The organism is Desulfobotulus mexicanus (assembly GCF_006175995.1).
Taxonomy (GTDB): domain Bacteria; phylum Desulfobacterota; class Desulfobacteria; order Desulfobacterales; family ASO4-4; genus Desulfobotulus; species Desulfobotulus mexicanus.
Map to the genome: position 1 here is coordinate 1 of NZ_VDMB01000023.1, position 18,362 is coordinate 18,362.

General features: G+C 49.2%; 14 protein-coding genes. 8 read left to right on the top strand and 6 right to left on the bottom strand.

Annotation, left to right across the window (positions count from 1 at the left end; genetic code table 11):
* Nucleotides 1-636: transposase family protein (locus tag FIM25_RS13870; RefSeq protein WP_484068179.1), on the bottom strand; the 636-nt coding region annotated here is incomplete at its 3' end.
* Nucleotides 637-897: 261 nt separating this feature from the next.
* Nucleotides 898-2,814, bottom strand: a complete 1,917-nt coding sequence (gene thrS, locus FIM25_RS13875) for a threonine--tRNA ligase (protein WP_139450442.1) — start codon at nt 2,812-2,814, stop codon at nt 898-900.
* A gap of 270 nt (nt 2,815-3,084) precedes the next feature.
* On the opposite strand from thrS, the gene FIM25_RS13880 reads away from it, so the two are divergent.
* On the top strand, nt 3,085-4,218 hold the full coding sequence (locus FIM25_RS13880; protein ID WP_139450443.1) for a ribonuclease D: 1,134 nt from the start codon (nt 3,085-3,087) through the stop codon (nt 4,216-4,218).
* A 47-nt stretch (nt 4,219-4,265) separates the two neighbouring features.
* On the opposite strand, the gene FIM25_RS13885 is transcribed toward FIM25_RS13880, so the two are convergent.
* Together FIM25_RS13885 and FIM25_RS13890 are read right to left on the bottom strand one after the other, a co-directional pair.
* Nucleotides 4,266-4,556 carry a hypothetical protein gene (locus tag FIM25_RS13885; protein WP_139450446.1) on the bottom strand — a complete coding sequence of 97 codons (291 nt, stop codon included), beginning with the start codon at nt 4,554-4,556 and terminating at the stop codon, nt 4,266-4,268.
* Nucleotides 4,557-4,576: 20 nt separating this feature from the next.
* A complete protein-coding gene (locus FIM25_RS13890; protein ID WP_139450448.1) occupies nt 4,577-6,085 on the bottom strand; it encodes an HD domain-containing phosphohydrolase in 1,509 nt (502 codons plus the stop codon).
* A gap of 254 nt (nt 6,086-6,339) precedes the next feature.
* Between FIM25_RS13890 and FIM25_RS13895 the strand changes: the two genes are divergently transcribed.
* From FIM25_RS13895 to FIM25_RS13905, 4 genes are all read left to right on the top strand, one after another.
* Nucleotides 6,340-7,500 carry an ArsA family ATPase gene (locus FIM25_RS13895; RefSeq protein WP_139450450.1) on the top strand — a complete coding sequence of 387 codons (1,161 nt, stop codon included), beginning with the start codon at nt 6,340-6,342 and terminating at the stop codon, nt 7,498-7,500.
* 8 nt (nt 7,501-7,508) lie between these two features.
* On the top strand, nt 7,509-7,658 hold the full coding sequence (locus FIM25_RS17155) for a hypothetical protein (protein ID WP_179953391.1): 150 nt from the start codon (nt 7,509-7,511) through the stop codon (nt 7,656-7,658).
* 367 nt (nt 7,659-8,025) lie between these two features.
* Complete coding sequence (locus FIM25_RS13900) at nt 8,026-8,760, top strand: FadR/GntR family transcriptional regulator (RefSeq protein ID WP_139450452.1); 735 nt, start codon at nt 8,026-8,028, stop codon at nt 8,758-8,760.
* Nucleotides 8,757-9,554, top strand: coding sequence for a sulfite exporter TauE/SafE family protein (locus FIM25_RS13905; protein ID WP_139450455.1), 798 nt, complete (start codon nt 8,757-8,759; stop codon nt 9,552-9,554). Before FIM25_RS13900 ends, FIM25_RS13905 begins: the two co-directional genes overlap by 4 nt.
* A 72-nt stretch (nt 9,555-9,626) precedes the next feature.
* On the opposite strand, the gene FIM25_RS13910 is transcribed toward FIM25_RS13905, so the two are convergent.
* Both FIM25_RS13910 and FIM25_RS13915 read right to left on the bottom strand, forming a co-directional pair.
* Entirely contained in the window at nt 9,627-10,748 is a 1,122-nt protein-coding gene (locus tag FIM25_RS13910) for a response regulator (protein WP_246052216.1), read from the bottom strand.
* Entirely contained in the window at nt 10,738-14,232 is a 3,495-nt protein-coding gene (locus tag FIM25_RS13915; RefSeq protein ID WP_179953392.1) for a response regulator, read from the bottom strand. Before FIM25_RS13915 ends, FIM25_RS13910 begins: the two co-directional genes overlap by 11 nt.
* Nucleotides 14,233-14,933: 701 nt before the next feature.
* On the opposite strand from FIM25_RS13915, the gene FIM25_RS13920 reads away from it, so the two are divergent.
* From FIM25_RS13920 to FIM25_RS13930, 3 genes are all read left to right on the top strand, one after another.
* Nucleotides 14,934-16,106, top strand: a complete 1,173-nt coding sequence (locus FIM25_RS13920; protein ID WP_139450459.1) for an acetyl-CoA C-acetyltransferase — start codon at nt 14,934-14,936, stop codon at nt 16,104-16,106.
* An 80-nt stretch (nt 16,107-16,186) separates the two neighbouring features.
* Entirely contained in the window at nt 16,187-17,038 is an 852-nt protein-coding gene (locus tag FIM25_RS13925; protein WP_139450461.1) for a 3-hydroxybutyryl-CoA dehydrogenase, read from the top strand.
* Nucleotides 17,039-17,153: 115 nt separating this feature from the next.
* A complete protein-coding gene (locus FIM25_RS13930) occupies nt 17,154-18,314 on the top strand; it encodes an acyl-CoA dehydrogenase family protein (RefSeq protein WP_139450463.1) in 1,161 nt (386 codons plus the stop codon).
* The last annotated feature ends 48 nt before the right edge of the window (nt 18,315-18,362 follow it).

An 18,362-nucleotide genomic window follows, 5' to 3' on the forward strand; every position in this document is an offset into this window, starting at 1 on the left:
CTTATGTTCAGCCCAAAATACATTGAAAGGCTGGTAAGCCTTAAACCCCTTGTAACAGTAAAGAGCTTCAGCCTTAAGCGTTTCAATTAAAGTGGCATCCATATCCAAAGTGGCTATTTTTTTCTCGCACTGCTTTTGAATAAAGGCAATGATATCTTTGTTTATCAGGATCAGGTCTCTCAAATTAGAGCTTGTTTCCGGTATTTTCGATTCCCCCATACGAGACTTATAAGTATTTGCAAATTCAGATAAATATCTGTGTATACTTGCTGGAGATGGCGTTACTCTTTTCCGTTCTTTACGCCAGCGAGTCTTTAAACGTCGGCGTTCTGAGCGGGGCACCCCGTGATTCTGCATTTTTTCTAAAATACACCGAAATCCCTCATCCTCTTCCAGGATTCTCATATCTTCGACGCTTTCACCACCAGCAAGATTCAGCATCATAAGTGAAATAATCACTTCGCTGTCTGTAAAACCCTGCTTTTTATTGGCTCCGATCTTCATATGTTTTTCAATAGAATCCCGCAGACCCATGGCATGTATCAGATCCAGATAAAGCGGAAGACCTCCCAGTGCTGTTAATCCTACGCCTCTTTTTTCTTCTTCGTACTTGAATGGAAGGATGCCTTGTGTCATAATTTTTAAAATCCCCGTTGGTGATAGTTTTTGTTCGCAACAAATACTCTATCATACTGTTTTTACAGTAACAACGGGGATTTTTATTTTTTTGATGAAAGATCGGGGTTTACAGGTCTGAACAAATGTTTTTTTAATGAACTTGTATTTTTTTAGCAGGGAAAAAAATGGTGATAAAATCATCTGACCAGTCAGGGAATGGAAGGAGGGCAGACCGGAGAAAGGGAGATCCTTTCTCCGGTGTGAAGATTTTTTGTTTTGTCAGCTTTTAAATATCTCAGGACTTAAGGATCTTCTGCTTATGTGCTCTTCTATGGTTTCAAGAAAAAGGCTGCGTTCCATACCCATGATAACTTTGCCATCCAGAGTCCTTACAGCAAAGGTTTTAGTTTCGATTTCCTTTGCACCTATGGTTACCATGATGGGAATCTGAAGCAGCTGGGCATCCCGGACTTTTTTCTTGAGGCTTTCGGATCTTGTATCCACCTCCACCCGGAGACCTGCGGCAGTCAGCTCTTTTTTAAGCTCTTCTGTCGCAGGGATCAGGTCATCGTTCATGGGCAGCAGCATGATCTGTACCGGAGCCAGCCAGAGGGGGAATTTACCGGCAAAGTGTTCGGTGAGTATACCGAAAAATCGTTCAATGGAACCGTAGATTACCCTGTGGATCATTATGGGACGGTGTTTTTCATTGTCTTTGCCAATATAATTCAGGTCAAAACGTTCCGGCAGGGCCATGTCCAGCTGGATGGTTCCGCACTGCCAGGTGCGGCCGATGGCGTCTTTAATATGGATGTCGATTTTAGGACCGTAAAAGGCACCGTCCCCTTCATTGACCTGATAGCCCTTGCCATAGGCATCCAGGGCGGATCGCAGTCCTTCGGTAGCCTGTTCCCACTGGGCGTCAGAGCCGATGGATTTTTCAGGACGTGTGGAAAGCTCCAGATGAAAATCCAGACCAAAGGTGGCATAGATGCGGTCCACCAGCTGGAGAACCCCTAGAATTTCCTGCTGGATCTGATCCGGGGTCATGAAAATGTGGGCATCGTCCTGGTGGAAGGCCCTGACCCGGAAAAGACCTGAGAGGGCACCGGACATTTCATGGCGGTGAACAAGGCCGATTTCTCCGGCACGGTGGGGCAGATCTTTGTAGGAATGCGGCCTCATGCCAAAAAGCAGCATCCCACCGGGGCAGTTCATGGGTTTGATGGCATATTCCATTTCGTCCACCCGGGAAGTATACATGTTTTCCCTGTAGTTTTCCCAGTGACCGCTTTTTTCCCAGAGAACCCGGTTGAGCATGATGGGGGTTTTTGTTTCTACATAGCCCGCATCCCTGTGGGCTTCCCGCCAGTATTGCAGAAGGGCGTTCCATACGTCCATACCCTTTGCATGGAAAAAGGGCATGCCCGGAGCCTCATCGTGGAAACTGAAGAGATCCAATTGTACGCCAAGCTTCCTGTGATCCCGTTTCTTTGCTTCTTCCAGCAGGGTTAGGTAAGCTTTCAGGTCTTTTTTATCGAAAAAGGCTGTTCCGTAAATCCGCTGAAGCTGCTGGCGGCTCTGGTCTGCCCGCCAGTAGGCACCGGAAACCCGCATTAGCTTGATGGCTTTGATGTGGCCGGTGTGGGGCAGGTGTGGTCCCCGGCAGAGGTCAATAAAATCACCCTGTTCATAAAGACTGAATACTTCCCCTTCAAGGGAGTCGATGATTTCCAGCTTGTAGGGTTCATCCTTAAAAAAATCCGTTGCCTCACTCCGGGTCATTTCTTTTCGGACAAAGCTTTTCTTTTCTTTGATGATGGCTTCAATTTCCGCTTCAATCTTTGGGAAATCTTCTTCTGAGATGCTCTGCATGTCAATGTCATAGTAAAAGCCGTTTTCCACCACAGGGCCTATGGTCAGGCGGGCTTCGGGGTATAGTTTGAGAACGGCTTCGGCCATGACATGGGCTGCGGAGTGCCTTAATATTTCCATAGATTCAGCATCTTTGGGGGTCAGCAGGCGTACGCTGGCATCTTTTTCAACGGGTGCGGTCAGGTCTTTTAAAATGCCATCAATTTCCATGGCAATACAGTTGCGGGCAAAGCCTTCGGAGATGGAAAGAGCAATATCCATGCCTGAAGGAGGACTTTCAAATTCCCGGATGCTGTTATCCGGGAGAGTTATACATATCATGGCAACCATTCCTGAATGGGGTTTTGTCGGTTTTTAATGTCCATTGTCATAAGGCGGGCATATATAAAATTTATCATGGAAAAAAGCAGCTTATTCTGTTATATGCCGCATTTCCATGGGGTATTTTCCGGCACACCTGAAGTAACTAAGGGAAATGGTCTTGCGGGTCAAGGAAAATTATGGAACCATGGCAGGCTGCAAAAGAGGCAGGGATATCCCCATTGTCCAGAGGGAATCCTGTTTTCAAGGACGCTGAAATAACGGATAAGGATGGATTCTACGTATACGCTCATTGAAACCCAGGATGATCTGCAGGGTATTCTTCCCCTGCTTGAAAATGCAGACCGCATAGGCGTGGATCTGGAAGCGGACTCCATGTTTCATTTTAAAGAAAAGGTCTGTCTCATTCAGCTGACTGCTGCAAAACGTAATTTTGTGCTGGATCCTTTGTGCATACCGGATCTTTCTCCTTTGGGTCCGGTGTTTGCCGATCCCTCTGTACGCAAGATTTTTCATGGTGCAGATTATGATGTTCGGTCTCTTTTCAGGGATTTTGGTTTTGAGGTGCAGAATCTCTGGGATACGGAACTGGCCACACGCTTTCTGGGCTACCGTACATCCGGGCTGGATGCGGTGCTGAAGGCACGCTTTGGCGCAAGCCTTGATAAAAAATATCAGAAAAAGGACTGGTCACAAAGACCACTTTCTCCGGAAATGATTGCTTATGCATCGGAGGATACCCGCTATCTTATTCCCCTTTCGGAGCAGCTGGAAGCAGAGCTTGTGGCAAAGGGAAGGCTGGACTGGGTTGCGGAAGAATGCTGCATTCTACAGGAAGTGCGAGCAACGGAAGGAGAAGAAAGGCCTCTTTTTCTTCGTTTCAAGGGTGCTGGTCGTCTGGACGGTAGAAGCCTTGCTGTTCTGGAGGCTCTTCTGGAATTTCGCCTGGATATGGCAGAAAAAAAGGACAAGCCCCTTTTTAAGGTGCTGGGTGGAGAAGCACTTTTGCGTCTGGCTCAGCTTCGGCCCCGTACCATGGAGGCTGTGAAATCTTCTAAGGTTTTAAGTCCCCGTCAGTTGTCCATGCATGGCCCTGTGCTTCTGCAATGTATTCAGGGCGCGCTGGCTTTACCTGAGACAGAGCTTCCCGTATATCCCAAAACAAGGGCTGCAAGGATCAAACCACTGGTTTCCATGCGTATCAAGGCCATGAAGGACTGGCGGGATGCACTGGCGGAGAAGCTGGATATGGATCCGGCGCTTTTATGCAACAAAGCCCTCCTCACCAGGCTTGCCCAGCTCAATCCAGCATCCATGGATGTTCTGGAAACCATACCGGAGATGCGGAAGTGGCAGAGGGACGTTCTGGGCGAGGGGCTTTTACAGGTTCTTGCATCATTGTAGAATATGAAGGATTTATTCCGGTTTCTTTGAAACCGGTTTACCGTGGTTTATTGCCAGGTAACAATGATCTCCAGCTCCTGCTGAGTCAGCTTGCTGAATCTGGGCATTCTTTCTGTCTCCACGGCATCAATGATCAGGTCCTTTCTTTCACAGATATCCTGTATTGTTGCAAAATCACCCTTGTGGCAGAGCATGCATCTGTTCTCTATTGTGGCAAGGGTCTGCTGCCCCGGCAGGGTTTCGCAGTCCTGTTTTTCGTAGGACTTGAGACGGACACCGCCGCAGGAGGATAATAGCATGGAGCCGATGATTAAAGCCGTAAAAATAGCATGTTTCATTATGTTCTCTCCGTGGTTTGTCAGGTGTCCGGCCATTGGGCGTGAATCCGGGCCAGAGAATCTGTATCTTGAATAAAGCAGGAAACCAGCCGGGGGTCAAAAATACTTCCGGCTTTCTTTTTGAGAAATTCTAAAGCTTTGGGTAAGGGCCATGCTTTTTTATAGCTTCGGTCATGGGTCAGGGCATCAAAAACATCACCAATGGCTGTAATTCTTCCTAAAATGTTAATTTTTTCACCCGCAATACCCAAAGGATAACCAGCACCGTCCCATCTTTCGTGATGCTCCCTTGCAACAATGGCAGCGGTTTGCAGATCCGGGCGACTCTCATCGTGGAGAAGTTCAAAGCCGATATCAGGGTGTGTGCGGATGATGGCCTGCTCTTCTGCATTGAGGGGGCCTCTTTTGTTAAGGATGGCCTGGGGTATGGCCAGCTTTCCGATGTCGTGGAGGGGGGCTGCCCGTTTCAGTTCTTCGGCGGTTTTTTGTTCCAGCCCTGCTTTAAGGGCAAGATAGTGGCAGAAAGCCCCAACTCTGTGGAGGTGGCCCGCACTTTCTTTTCTGGGGCTGTTGGAAAGGGCATGGGTCAGCAGACGGGAAAAACGGGTTTCCATGAGAATGTCTGGCTGATGATCCAGCATCTTATCCAGAACATCGGCAATGTGCCCGATGAATATATCCAGCATGGTCTTTTCTTCCATGCTCAGTTCCGGCAGGGCGCAAACGGACAGCTCCAGACTTCTTTTTCCCATGGATTCTGTCCACAGGAGCAGGTTCGGAGAAAAAGAGGATGCTGATGGGGTCGTAAGTTTGTCTTTTGTACGGTGAGTTGTACATAGTAGCTGACCTGCCTTATCCTTTACGGAGAAGCTGACAGTCAGTTTTCTGGATTGAAAGGGCTGTGCCAGTAACAGTCTTTGAACCTGATCCCTCACTGTGCAGGCAAAGAAGGAAGGGTTGTATGGATCTGTTATTACAGGTGATGTGGTGCTGAGGATATGGCGAAGTGCATCTTTTTCCCTATGTGCGGACTGAAGTTCTCTGAAGTTTCTTAAACTTGTTGTGATGGCGCTTCGCAGCTTCTGGGCACTGAGTTCGGCTTTTTCCCTGTAGTCATTGATATCGTATTGATCAACCACAAGGCTTTCTGGCGCTTTGCCCGCCTGACCTGTACGGAAAATGATTCGTATATTCTGATTTTTCAGCTCTTTTCTTATGCGATTGGCTGCGATAAGACCAGCCTCATCATTTTCCATTACAGCGTCCAGAAGAAGAACGGCAATATCCGGATGGTGGCGCAGGAAGCGGATGGTTTCACTGCCTGAATATACGCTGTGAAGCAGCAGGGACCTGTTATCAAAATGAAAATCCCTGAGCACAAGGCGGGTGACCCGGTGGACTTCCGGGTCATCATCTGCAATCAGCACTTCCCATGGAGGTAAGGGATGGGGGTAAGAGACGGAAGCTGTTTTTTCCGGTTCAAAGGAAAGTGATATGTCCGCTGCTGTTTCAGGAAAATTCTGGCGCATCTTGCCTCTGGTATTTTGAGAAGGTCATTATCCGGTCATGCCGGATGTAATTCTGTAGTCAGAATAAAGGGTTTTGTGTATAAAAAAACAAAGCCTTGTGCCTTGATTTGAAAGCAGGTAATTTCTACGACTGCCGGGATCATAAGATAACCCGTTGACCTTAGTTTTTTTGAAGCGTATTGTCAATTTTGATTTTGCTTATATCCTTATGTTGACGGATCTTCGGATCTCTGGTGGAAAGAGAGGAGTTTTACATGCGTATTCTTCTGTTTACGGGTAAAGGCGGCGCAGGAAAAACTACCACAGCAGCAGCAACGGGCCTGCAGGCGGCAAGGGCCGGGAAAAAAACCCTTGTCATGTCCACGGACCCAGCCCACTCCCTGGCTGATGTCCTGAATCTTCCCCTGGGACCTGAGCCTGTGGAGGTAGAGGCCAATTTCTGGGCTCAGGAACTGGATATCTATTATTCCATGCGTAAACACTGGGGATCGCTTCGTAAGCTGATGCTGGAGGTTTTTCGCTGGCAGGGGGTGGATCGTAAGATAGCCGAAGAACTGGCAGCCATTCCGGGTATGGAGGAAGGTTCAGCATTTTTGTGGATAGAAGAATATGCCAGGGAAAAACGTTTTGATCTTATTATAATAGATTCCGCACCTACGGGAGAAACTCTGACCCTTCTTTCCCTTCCCCAGGTGACCCAGTGGTGGACAAACAAGCTGTTTCCCTTTCCCCGTATGGCTATGAAGGGGATGGGAAAACTTATGGGTGGGATGATGCCCCTGGCGGCAGGTCTGGAGGAGCTGGATTCTCTTCTGGAAAAGGTGGAGGGTGTGCAGAAACTTCTTTCTGATCCGGAAGTGACCAGTACCCGTATTCTTGTGAATCCTGAACGCATGGTTATAGCAGAGGCCCGCAGGGCCTATACCTATCTGCAGCTTTACGGATATCATGTGGATGCTGTGATCATGAACCGTATTTTACCGGATGTTGAAGCAACTGGCTTTTTTGCGGACTATGTGGCTTCTCAGGCTGGTTATATTGCTGAAATTGAAGAAAGCTTTTCTCCTCTGCCTGTTCTTCGTGTTCCCCATCTGGGCAAAGAGGTTTTCGGGTTGTCCCTTTTGGAAAAGGTGGGAGAGGTGCTCTACGGAGGAAGGGCTGTGGATGATTTCTGGTTTAAGGATAAGCCGCTGGACATTGCAGAAACGGATGATGGTTATGTCATGAACCTGCGCCTGCCTTTTCTGGAGGAAGGGGATGTGAAGGTTCATGGTTCCGGGGATACGGTGACTCTGCAGGTGGGTTCCCGGCGGCGGCATCTTTTTCTGCCACGGTTTCTGGCTTTTTATACCATAAAAGAAATTCTTCATGAGCCGCCTGATTTAAAACTATTTTTTGAAAAACGAGCTGGGTAGGATTGTTAATGGGGCCAGATTTTAATGATGCCGGAAAAATCCATGTCAGAGCCGCTGAAGGTGAGACTGCCAAAGCTTTTACCCTTTTCGGGGGCATCGCCAATGCTGGTTTTTTTCAGAATCATTCGGACGTGTTTAGCCTCAATCCGGATTTTTGAAACACTGGGCCCTTGGGGTTTCAGGAGGGTGGGACCTTAAAGGGCGCTGGTTTTCAGGATACCGTTATCCGGAAAAAAGTAATAATTGCTGTTGTTTTTATGGAAAGTCATCCTTATGAATCACGGGCAAACAGTCTGAATGCCTGTGTATCTGTCTGACAGATATGGTCCTTAGCCAGCGAGGAGGGCATTGAACAGTTATATTTGATTTGATAAACGATGTTTCTGGGCAAAAATCAATATGGTCTTTGGGAAAATATTTTTATTCCTTGTGTGTTTGGAAATGGGATGCTAGGGGAAAATTGGTTGAACCAATGTGGTGGCCGAGACTTCACATTATGTCAATAGGCATGGAAAGGAAGAAGTGATGGGCGTGTACGCCTATGAGCGGGTATTGATGCATATCCGTGAAATGATGGCAAAGGGTGAGATCCGGCAGGGGGAGCGTCTGCCCCCTGAGCGGGAGCTGGCAGAGCGTTTCGGAGTTTCACGCCACTCCCTCAGGCAGGCCCTGCAGTCTCTGGGGGAGCGGGGGCTTGTCATCCGGCGTCAGGGCTCAGGCACCCATCTGATGGCCGACTCCGAAGATATTCTTGCCAGGGAGTTGGCCTGTCTGCTCACCGGATCAGGCTCACGCATGGATGCGCTTCTGGAGTTTCGGCTGATGCTGGAGCCGGGGATAGCCGCTTTTGCTGCCCGGAGGATTAGCGGAGATCGCTTGGCACAGTTGGAGCAGCTTGTGGATATGCAGGCCACAGGGGAGAGGGGCTTCGGAGATCTGGATGCCCGCTTCCATGGTCTCCTGGCTGAAGCCACGGAGAATGTTATCGTCCGGGAGGTCATGGTTTCCCTTGCAGTCATTCTGGATGAAAGCCGGAGTCCTGTGTGGGAACATCCGGAAAGGGCTGCCTGTTCCCTTGAGGGTCACCGGGCCATACTTGATGCCCTGAAATCCAGAGATGAATACGCAGCCCAGAAGGCCATGCAGGATCACCTTGAAAGTATACGCAGAACGATGTTCTGTAATGCAAGACAGGAAGGTCAGGGACAGGTTTTGATTCAGGACGGCTTTAAATACTTGAATGGAGTGCAGAAGAAATGATTGAGACTTTTTTATTGTATATGGCTTTAGGAGCCGTAGCCGGGGTTCTGGCAGGGCTTCTTGGGATAGGGGGAGGGCTTGTGGTGGTGCCCATGCTGGTGTTTGCGCTTCCGGCACAGGGGGTGGAAGCCTCAGTTCTTATGCAGATTGCCCTGGGTACTTCCATGGCTGCAATTATTTTTACGGCCATGTCCAGTCTGAAGGCCCACCACCAGAGGGGGGCTGTACGATGGGATGTGGTTATCAGAATCTCTCCCGGTATTGTGGTGGGAACTTTTTTCGGTGCCATTGTGGCTTCGCGGATGCCGACCCATACCCTGAAGGTCATTTTTATAGTGTTTCTGTATTATGTTGCAGCCCAGATGTTTTTGAATAAAAAGCCAAAGCCCAGCCGGACTCTGCCGGGATCTGCCGGTATGTTCGGTGCAGGTTGTACCATTGGCGGCATGTCCAGTTTTGTGGGGATTGGCGGTGGAACTCTTTCTGTGCCTTTTATGACCTGGTGTAATATCCCCTTCCATACGGTTATTGGCACATCCGCTGCCATAGGGTTTCCCATTGCCTTGGCTGGTACAGCAGGATATGTGCTGGGAGGGCTTGGCAATGAAATGCTTCCACCCCTTTCCCTGGGCTTTGTCTATGGGCCAGCCCTTTTCGGTATTGTGGCTGCAAGTGTACTGACAGCTCCTCTGGGCGTAAAGCTGGCCCACAGCCTGCCTGTGGATCGTTTGAAAAGGTTTTTTGCTTTTCTGCTTATTTTTGTTGCTACCCGTATGTTATTGGGACTTTTTTAAGGCTTGTCCGCAAACCGCATTTGCTTGTGCCTTAAAGGTCAGAAGCTTTCTCCCGAAGTGGCCTTGTTACTGTTAAAGGTCAGAGTTGTCTTCGTCGGAGAACCGTTTTGCAATGTTGCGGAAGGTTTCAGCTTCCTTAACAAAGGCATTCATCACATCCGGATCAAAATGGCAGGGCAGGGTACGGCCATCTCCTTCGGTGATGATTTTTACGGCTGTTTCATGGGAAAAGGCTTCCTTGTAGCTGCGCTTTGATATGAGGGCGTCATAAACATCGGCAATGGCCATCAGTCTACCGGAAACTGGTATCTCATCCCCCTTTAAGCCTCTGGGATAGCCGGTTCCGTCCCATCTCTCATGGTGGGTATAGGCTATTTCAGCTGCTATGCTGAGGAAGGAGGGTTGTCCGGACATTCCTTTTTCAGCACGCTGCAGGGCTTCATATCCATAAATGGTGTGGCGCTTCATTTCCTCAAATTCTTCCTTTGTCAGGGGGCCTTCCTTGAGAAGAATCCGATCCGGTACACCTACCTTGCCGATGTCGTGGAGGGGGGCGGATTTAAACAGCTGATCGATATAGAGACTGTTGTCCAGCTGATGGCGGAACCTTGGGTGGCTTCTTAGATGGCGGGCCAGGGTGCGGACATAGTGCTGGGATCTGCGGATATGCTCACCGGTTTCCATGTCTCTGGTTTCCGCAAGGGATGCCATGCACTGAATGGTGACATCCTGGGTCTGTTCCAGTTCCTTTGTTCTTTCCCGGACCCGCTCTTCAAGGCTTGCATTCTGGTCTGCAAGGGCTTCCTTGGCAAGCTTCAGGGAAAGATGATTGTGGACCCGTACCCGTACAATGGCTGGATTAAAGGGCTTTGTTATGTAGTCCACAGCGCCTAATGCAAGCCCCTTGTGTTCATCCAGCACCTCGTTCATGGCCGTAATAAATACTATGGGAATATCTTTGGTTCTGGCATCCTGTTTCAGACGGCGGCAGACTTCAAAACCATCCATGCCTGGCATCATTATATCCAGAAGAATCAGGTCCGGAGGGCTGGCCTTGGCATGTTCCAGTGCCGTGGGACCGTCTATGGCAACCATGACCTCGTATTCCGGCCCCAGTGTATCCAGCAGAAGGTCGATGTTGGTTTCCGTGTCGTCCACCACCATCAGGGTGCAGTCTTCTGGTTTACGCATCATGACTCCCCTCAAGTTCCTGAATCAGCGTTTGAATCTTTATCAGCGCATCTTTCAGCTGGTAGGATCGGATGTTTTTCAGAATGTGATGAAGCTCAGGCTCCAGAGATTCCGGCCATTTTTTGTTTTCCAGCTCTGCCATGATGGGTGCGCAGCGTTTGGGTTTCAGGTTTGCCACTTCAGGTTGCAGTCTGTGCAGAAGGCTGAGGAGTTCATTTTCCTTTCCATCGGGAAGATACCTGTCTGTGTCTTCAGCCGCAGAGAGGGCCTGAAGGCCTTGCAGGGTTTCTTCCATGATATCACGGAAATCTTCCCATACCCTGTATATTTCGTCTTTTTCTGAAGGATGGCGGAGTAGCTGGTCCAGTCTCCCAGCGCTTTGAAAAATGGCATCCATGCTTAAGTTACCGGAAACGCCCTTGATGGTATGGGTTTCCATCTGGGCGGCTTCATAATTGCCGGAATCCAGATGAGCTTTGATGATTTCCGATGTGCGTGCATAATCTTCTTTGAATTTAAGGAGCAGCTCCATATACAGATCCATGTTTTCCCCGGCACGGGTGAGCCCCGATGCGGTGTTGATGCCCGGTATATCGGGAAGTATGCTTTGCATGTGTAAGGTTTTTTCTTCTGTCATGGGCTGAGTTCGTAAGCTTTCAGGCAACCATCGGATAATGGTCTCAAAAAGCTGGGGCGGGTTGACGGGTTTGGGGACATGGTCATTCATTCCGGCCATCATGGCTGTCTCACGGTCGCCCACCATGGCGTTGGCTGTCATGGCAATAATAGGCAGCCTGTCCTTGCCCACGGTACTCCGGATCTGCCGGGTTGCCTCGTAGCCGTCCATTTCAGGCATCTGTACGTCCATGAGAACCAGATCAAAATTGTATTCCATGGCTTTATGCATGGCTTCGCGGCCGTTCACCGCCGTGGTGACCCTGGCACCGGCACCCGTTAGCAGCTCCCTGGCTAGCTGGCGGTTGAGTTCATTGTCTTCGGCAAGGAGGATGTGGACCCCGTGAAGTGTCGGAGAATCATTTGTTTCCTCCTTCAATTGTTTGTTTTTCAATTGCTTTTCATTGGGAATACAAAGGGCCTCCAGGGTGCTGTCCATGAGGTCGGATATGGTGAAGGGTTTGAAAAGTACACCGTCCAGAATGGCTCTGTCATTTTCTTTTAAGTCTTTACCAAAGGCTGTGACCAGCAGTATTTTGGGTCTGTCCGTTGCATGATCCTCGATGATCCTGCGGGCCAGATCAATGCCGTCCATGCCGGGCAGTTTCCAGTCCAGAAAAATAAGATCATAACGGGTCGTGCCGGTTGTAATGTGTGCCAGAGCCTGTTCTGCGGTTTCAAAGGCCTTTGCATGCATGGAAAGGGCCTCCGTATATTCCGTAAGCACCTGGCGGCTGGCGGAATTGTCCTCCACCAGCAGCACGTTCAGGTTTTTCAGAAGCGATGGGTTTTTGTCCTGATCTCCCGGAATTCCTGTAGAAGGTTTCAGCCATACAGCAAAGGAGAAAGTACTGCCTTTGCCGGGCTGACTTTTAACGGATATGTGTCCCCCCATCATTTCCACAAGGCGCTGGGATATGCTTAGGCCAAGGCCCGAGCCCTCATACCTGCGGGTCATGGAAGCATCCACCTGATTAAAGGGCCGGAAAAGTTCTCCCTGCTGCTCCGGTGTCATGCCAATGCCAGTATCCTCAACGGAAAAGAGCAGTTGAATGGCATCCTTTTTCTGATGCCCAGGTGCTATGGTAAGGGTAATCTGACCCGTTTCCGTAAATTTGACTGCATTGCTGACAAGATTGAGCAGCACCTGCCCCAGGCGCAGGGGATCGCCTACGCATTGGGCCGGTGTGCCGGGGTCAGTAACAAAGATCAGTTCCAGATTTTTTTCGTGGGCCCTGAGGGCTGTCTGGTTGGCAAGGCGGCTTAAGATGTCATCCAGTCTGAAATCCACGACCTCCATTTCCATACGGCCTGCTTCTATTTTTGAGAAGTCAAGGATATCGTTGATAATTCTCAAAAGAGAGTTCGTGGCGGTATGGATTTTTTCCAGATAATCCCTTTGTTTCGGGGAAAGTTCGGTCTTAAGGGCCAGATAGGTCATTCCCATGATGGCATTCATGGGGGTGCGTATCTCGTGGCTCATGTTGGCAAGGAACTGGCTTTTGGCCTGGGTGGCTGCGTCTGCAATATCCTTGGCTTCGGCCAGCTCCCGGTTTTTGGCTTCCAGCTCCCGGGTGAAAAGATTTAAGGCTTCTGCGGTTTTTTCTGCCTTTTCTTTGGCAGCTTTCAGTTTGTCGTTGGCTTCCTGAAGGGCAGCGGTACGTTCCGTTACCCGGGTTTCCAGAAGACGGTTGGCGCTTTTCAGGGCAGCTTCCGCTTCTTTGCGCTCGGATATATCCTCCAGCATACCTTCCACAAAGGGGAGGCCTGTCTCTGGATTTCTTTCAAGTCTGGCCTGTATGGAGCCCCATATGAGCCTGCCATCTTTTCGCTTCAGCCGGGTTTCAAAGTTCTGAACAATTTTTTCCCTTTCAAGGATCTGGCGGATGGTTACGGGTACATCTGGATCCGTAAAAAGCTCCGTCTCAAAATTATCCACAAGCCCCATCATTTCCTGGATATCCTGATAACCGAAAATACGGGCCATGGAGGGGTTAATGCTGATTATTCTTCCGGAAAGGGTAATCTGAAAAATACCTTCCAGGGCATTTTCAAAGATTCCCCTGTATTTTTTTTCTGAGATGAGCAGCGCCTTTTCCGCCTGCCTGCGTTCTCCGATTTCATTTTTCAGCTGGTTGGTGTGGGCGGCAATGCGGGTGGCCATGACATTGATTTCGCTAATAATGGCATTGATATCTTCCTGGGGAACCGGCTCGATGGCACTGTCATAATTGCCTGCGGCAATGGACTGGATATTTTCAAGGAGCTTGCCCATGGGGCTCTCCAGCAGAGAAGCCATGAGAAGGCGTATGACCAGTACCACAAGGGCTGTGGACATGAGTACCATAATGCAGACCATGCGGATCAGGGTTTTTTGCATATCCCGTATACTTTCCTGTGAAAACCATATTTCTACGGAACCAATGGGAAGAGGGCTGCCGTCTTCACGTATGTGTTCCATGGTTCGGGTTTCACGGAATATGTGGGTATTTGCCGAATCCGGTAGCTGCTCAAAAATGATGGTGTCCGGACTGAAGACAACCCTGAGGCCTGCCATGTGCTCCGTATGGAGATAGGCCATGGCAATACGTTCTGTCAGGTCATGGTCCAGCTGCCATGCGGGTCCTGAAAGCACATGGGTGATTTCCTGACTGATGCTGTGGGCCTGTTCTTTCAGTTCCGTATTGGCCTGATAAGTAAGATATGTATAGTAAATACCACCCAGAATGGCGAACAGCAGGCATAGTGACAGGGAAAGGCCTGAGATCAGGTCTCTGGAAAGACTTCGTCTGGAGAATCGGGGAAGGGGCATAGGATCGGCTCTTGGAAGGAAGTAAATGCAAATTAATCTCGGACATTCTTTATCAATTAGATACCAATATAGACCATGAATGGCCTGTGGGTAAACAGCTATCTTTATTTTTTCATTAAGGTATCTTTCAGGCACTTTATTTGGGCTTTGTTTCTGTCTGGATCTGTTGGGAGAATTATATTTCTGATGAGACATGGGCGAAAGCGCCACATCTGCTGTTCAAGATGTGGCGCTGTTGTTTTGGTTTTTTATATCAAGCACTTGCATTCTTTTTGTGAGAAGGGTGCTTGTGGCGGTTTGGCCCCTTTTTATTGGGTGAAAAAAAGTCAGCAGGGTATATCAGAATGATTTTCATGGGAGAAGAAGCTTTTTTGGGGTTTTATTTCTTTTAATGTCAAATATTTATGTATTACTGTGGGTTCGTGCCCCATGTCTGGCATCCCCATTGCAATAACAGGGTTTCAGATAAGCAAGCATTGTTTTGGTGTCTCCTTTGGTGGTGCACACCGGTATCTTAACTCCTGAGGTGCCGGTGTGCATAAAAGGTAAACCATCAGATTATGAAACAGAACTAGGCGCAGTGTCTAGGGCTGAGGATGTTTTTAGAATAGGGTCGGTATTTTTGCCGGCAAAAACCATAATGCAGGCCGTCTCCTTGCCATAAGAGGGACGACCATTAAGGAAAAACGGGGAGTATAGCCATGAGAGAAGCGGTTATTGTGAGTGCATGTAGGACACCGCTGGGGGCGTTTAACGGATCCCTTGCCTCCCTGGGCGCTGTGGATCTGGGAGCTATTGCCATCCGTGAAGCTGTAAAAAGAGCCGGTATAGAAGATAAAGAAGTCAATGAAGTAATCATGGGTCAGGTTCTTCCCTGCGGTTGCGGTCAGAACCCGGCAAAGCAGGCGGCTGTCCGCGCCAATATGCCCTGGGAAGTTGAAGCCCTTACCATTAACAAGGTTTGCGGTTCTGCCCTGAAGGCTGTGATGCTGGCGGCTCAGGCTGTGGTGGCAGGAGATGCGGATGTGGTCATTGCAGGCGGTATGGAAAGCATGAGCAATGCCCCCTATTTTCTGGAAAAAGCCCGTTTTGGCCTGCGTATGGGCCATGGAGAAATCAAAGATGGCATGATCCATGACGGTCTCTGGGATCATGTGAACAATTTCCACATGGGCATGAGCAATGAGATTTGTTCTGAAAAATGGGGCGTTACCAAGGAAGATCAGGATCGTTATGCTGCGGAATCCTACCGCAGGGCCAATGAAGCCAAGGCTTCCGGCCGCTTTAAAGATGAAATTGTTCCAGTTGAAATCAAATCCCGTAAAGGTGTCACTGTCTTTGCTGATGATGAATCCGTTAAGGAAACACCGTATGAGATGCTGGCTGCCATGTCCGGTGCCTTTAAAAAAGGTGGAGTGGGAACGGCAGGCAATGCATCCATCATAGCCGATGGGGCTGCTGCCGTATGTGTTATGAGCCGGGAAAAGGCCGAAGCCTTAGGTTGTGAAATACTTGCAACCATCGGTGCCCAGGCTTCCTATGGTATTGAAATGCAGTATGTGCTCATGGCTCCCGTATGGTCCATTCCCAAGTGCTGTGCCAAAGAAGGCATTCAGATGGATGCCATTGATCTTTTTGAAATAAATGAGGCTTTCAGCGGCACATCCTTTGCCATAAACCGGGAGCTGAAGCTTGACCCTGCAAAGGTCAATGTGAACGGTGGAAGTGTTGCTATTGGCCATCCCATTGGTGCTTCCGGTGCCAGGGTGCTCACCACCCTGATTTATGAAATGAAGCGCAGGGATGCCAGAACCGGCCTTGCTTCCCTTTGCCTTGGTGGCGGTGAGGCTGTATCCCTGATAATAAAGAGATAAAATATATAAGTTTATGTTTTTATGGATGTTTCATTAAGAAATGTATCCTTAAGCCGGATTTAAAAAAAGGAGAAGAGAATATGGAAGTCAAAACCTTTGGTGTGATCGGTGCAGGACAGATGGGTGGTGGAATTGCACAGGTGGCAGCAGCCAGCGGGCTGAATGTCATTATAATGGATGTCAGTGACGCTGCGTTGGAAAAGGGTATTGGCCTCATTAACAAAAATCTTTCCCGGAATGTGGAAAAGGGAAAACTGGATGCCGGTGAAAAGGATGCTATTCTCGGTCGTCTTAAAACCGTAACAACCCTTGAGGGTCTGGCACCATGTGAGTATGTGGTGGAAGCGGCAACGGAAAATGAGGCTTTGAAATTTAAGATCTTTGAAGATCTGGACCGTATCTGTAAACCCGGCGTGATTCTCGGAACCAATACATCTTCCATTCCCATCGGTCGCATTGCCGCACGGACAAAACGTCCTGAAAAGGTCATTGGCATGCACTTCATGAACCCTGTGCCTGTCATGAAGCTTGTTGAAATCATCCGGGGCATCGCCACGGATACGGAAACCTTCAAGCTTACCTGGGATCTCTGCGTAAAGTTCGGCAAAACCCCGGCAGAAGCCAATGATTTCCCCGGCTTCATTGCCAACCGTATTCTCATGCCCATGATCAATGAGGCGGTTTTTGCTCTGTACCACAGCGTGGGCCGCAAGGAAGATATTGATACGGTCATGAAGCTGGGCATGAATCATCCCATGGGGCCTCTGGAGCTTGCCGACCTTATCGGTCTGGATACCTGTCTGGCCATTATGGAAACCCTCTATGATGGTTTCAGGGATTCCAAGTACAGGCCCTGCCCCCTGCTGCGTAAATATGTTGAGGCAGGATGGCTGGGTCGTAAAACCGGTAAAGGTTTTTACGAGTATAAATAGGAAAAAGATACCTGCGTCTGTCCCGGAGAGACGCAGGTATTCCGGTATTTTTCGGGTGGGAGGGCATCGTATGGGAGGATGCTCAGAAATAAATATTCAGTGAACGGGGGCAGTCATGGCGTTTGAAATCACAAAAGAGCAGAAGATGATTCAGAAGATGGCCCGGGAATTCGGTCGCAAGGAGTTGGCTGAAGCGGCCATGGAGCGTGACCATACCGGCGAGTATCCCAAGGAGATTCTTAAAAAAATGGGTGAACTGGGACTTCTTGGTATGCTGGTGCCCGAAGAATATGACGGTGAGAACATGGGAACCGTGGCCTATTCTTTGGCCCTGACGGAAATTGCATATTACGATGCATCCGTGGCTGTTATCATGAGTGTGCATAACTCCATTGGCTGCGGCAGCCTTGTGCGTTTCGGCAGTGATGCCCAGAAGGAAAAATATTTAAGGCCCATGGCCAAGGGCGAGATAATCGCAAGCTTTGCCCTTTCCGAGCCCGAGGCGGGCAGTGATCCTGCGGGTATGACGGCCACTGCGGAAAAGGACGGGGATTTTTATGTCTTAAACGGTACCAAACGCTGGATCACGGGTGGAGCCACCTCAGGCGTTTTCATTATTCTTGCTAAAACTGATCCTGCGGCAGGTCACAAAGGGATTTCCGCATTCCTCATTGAGCCGGGCATACCGGGCTTTATCGTAGGCCGCAAGGAAGACAAGATGGGTCTGAAGGGCTCCGACACCACGGACCTCATCTTTGAAAACTGCCGGGTTCCGGCAAGTGCTCTGCTGGGTAAGGAAGGGGAAGGTTTCATAGTTGCCATGAGCGGCCTTGATGATGGTCGAATCGGTATCGGTTCCCAGAGCCTTGGTGTGGGTATGAGGGCCCTTGATCTTGCCGTGGATTATTCCAAACAGCGGCATCAGTTCGGAAAACCCATTGCGGCCAATCAGGGTCTTCGCTGGATGATCGCAGATATGGCAACGGAAGTAGAGGCTGCAAGGCTTCTGGTATTGAATGCGGCAGCCATGAAGGACAGGGGAGAAAAATGTTCCAAGGAAGCATCCATGGCCAAGATGTATGCTTCTGAAATGGCCAATAATGTTGCGGGCCAGAGTCTTCAGATTCATGGTGGCTACGGCTATACCAAAGAATTTGAAATTGAGCGTCTGTATCGTGATGCCAGGGTTTTCACAATTTATGAAGGAACCACCCAGGTTCAGAAGATAGTTATAAGTGGTGAAGTGATTGGAGATAAGAAGCGTAAGAAGAAGTAGGGGGCGAAGCGGATGCCTTTGTGCATCCCTTTTTTATACGCACATGCT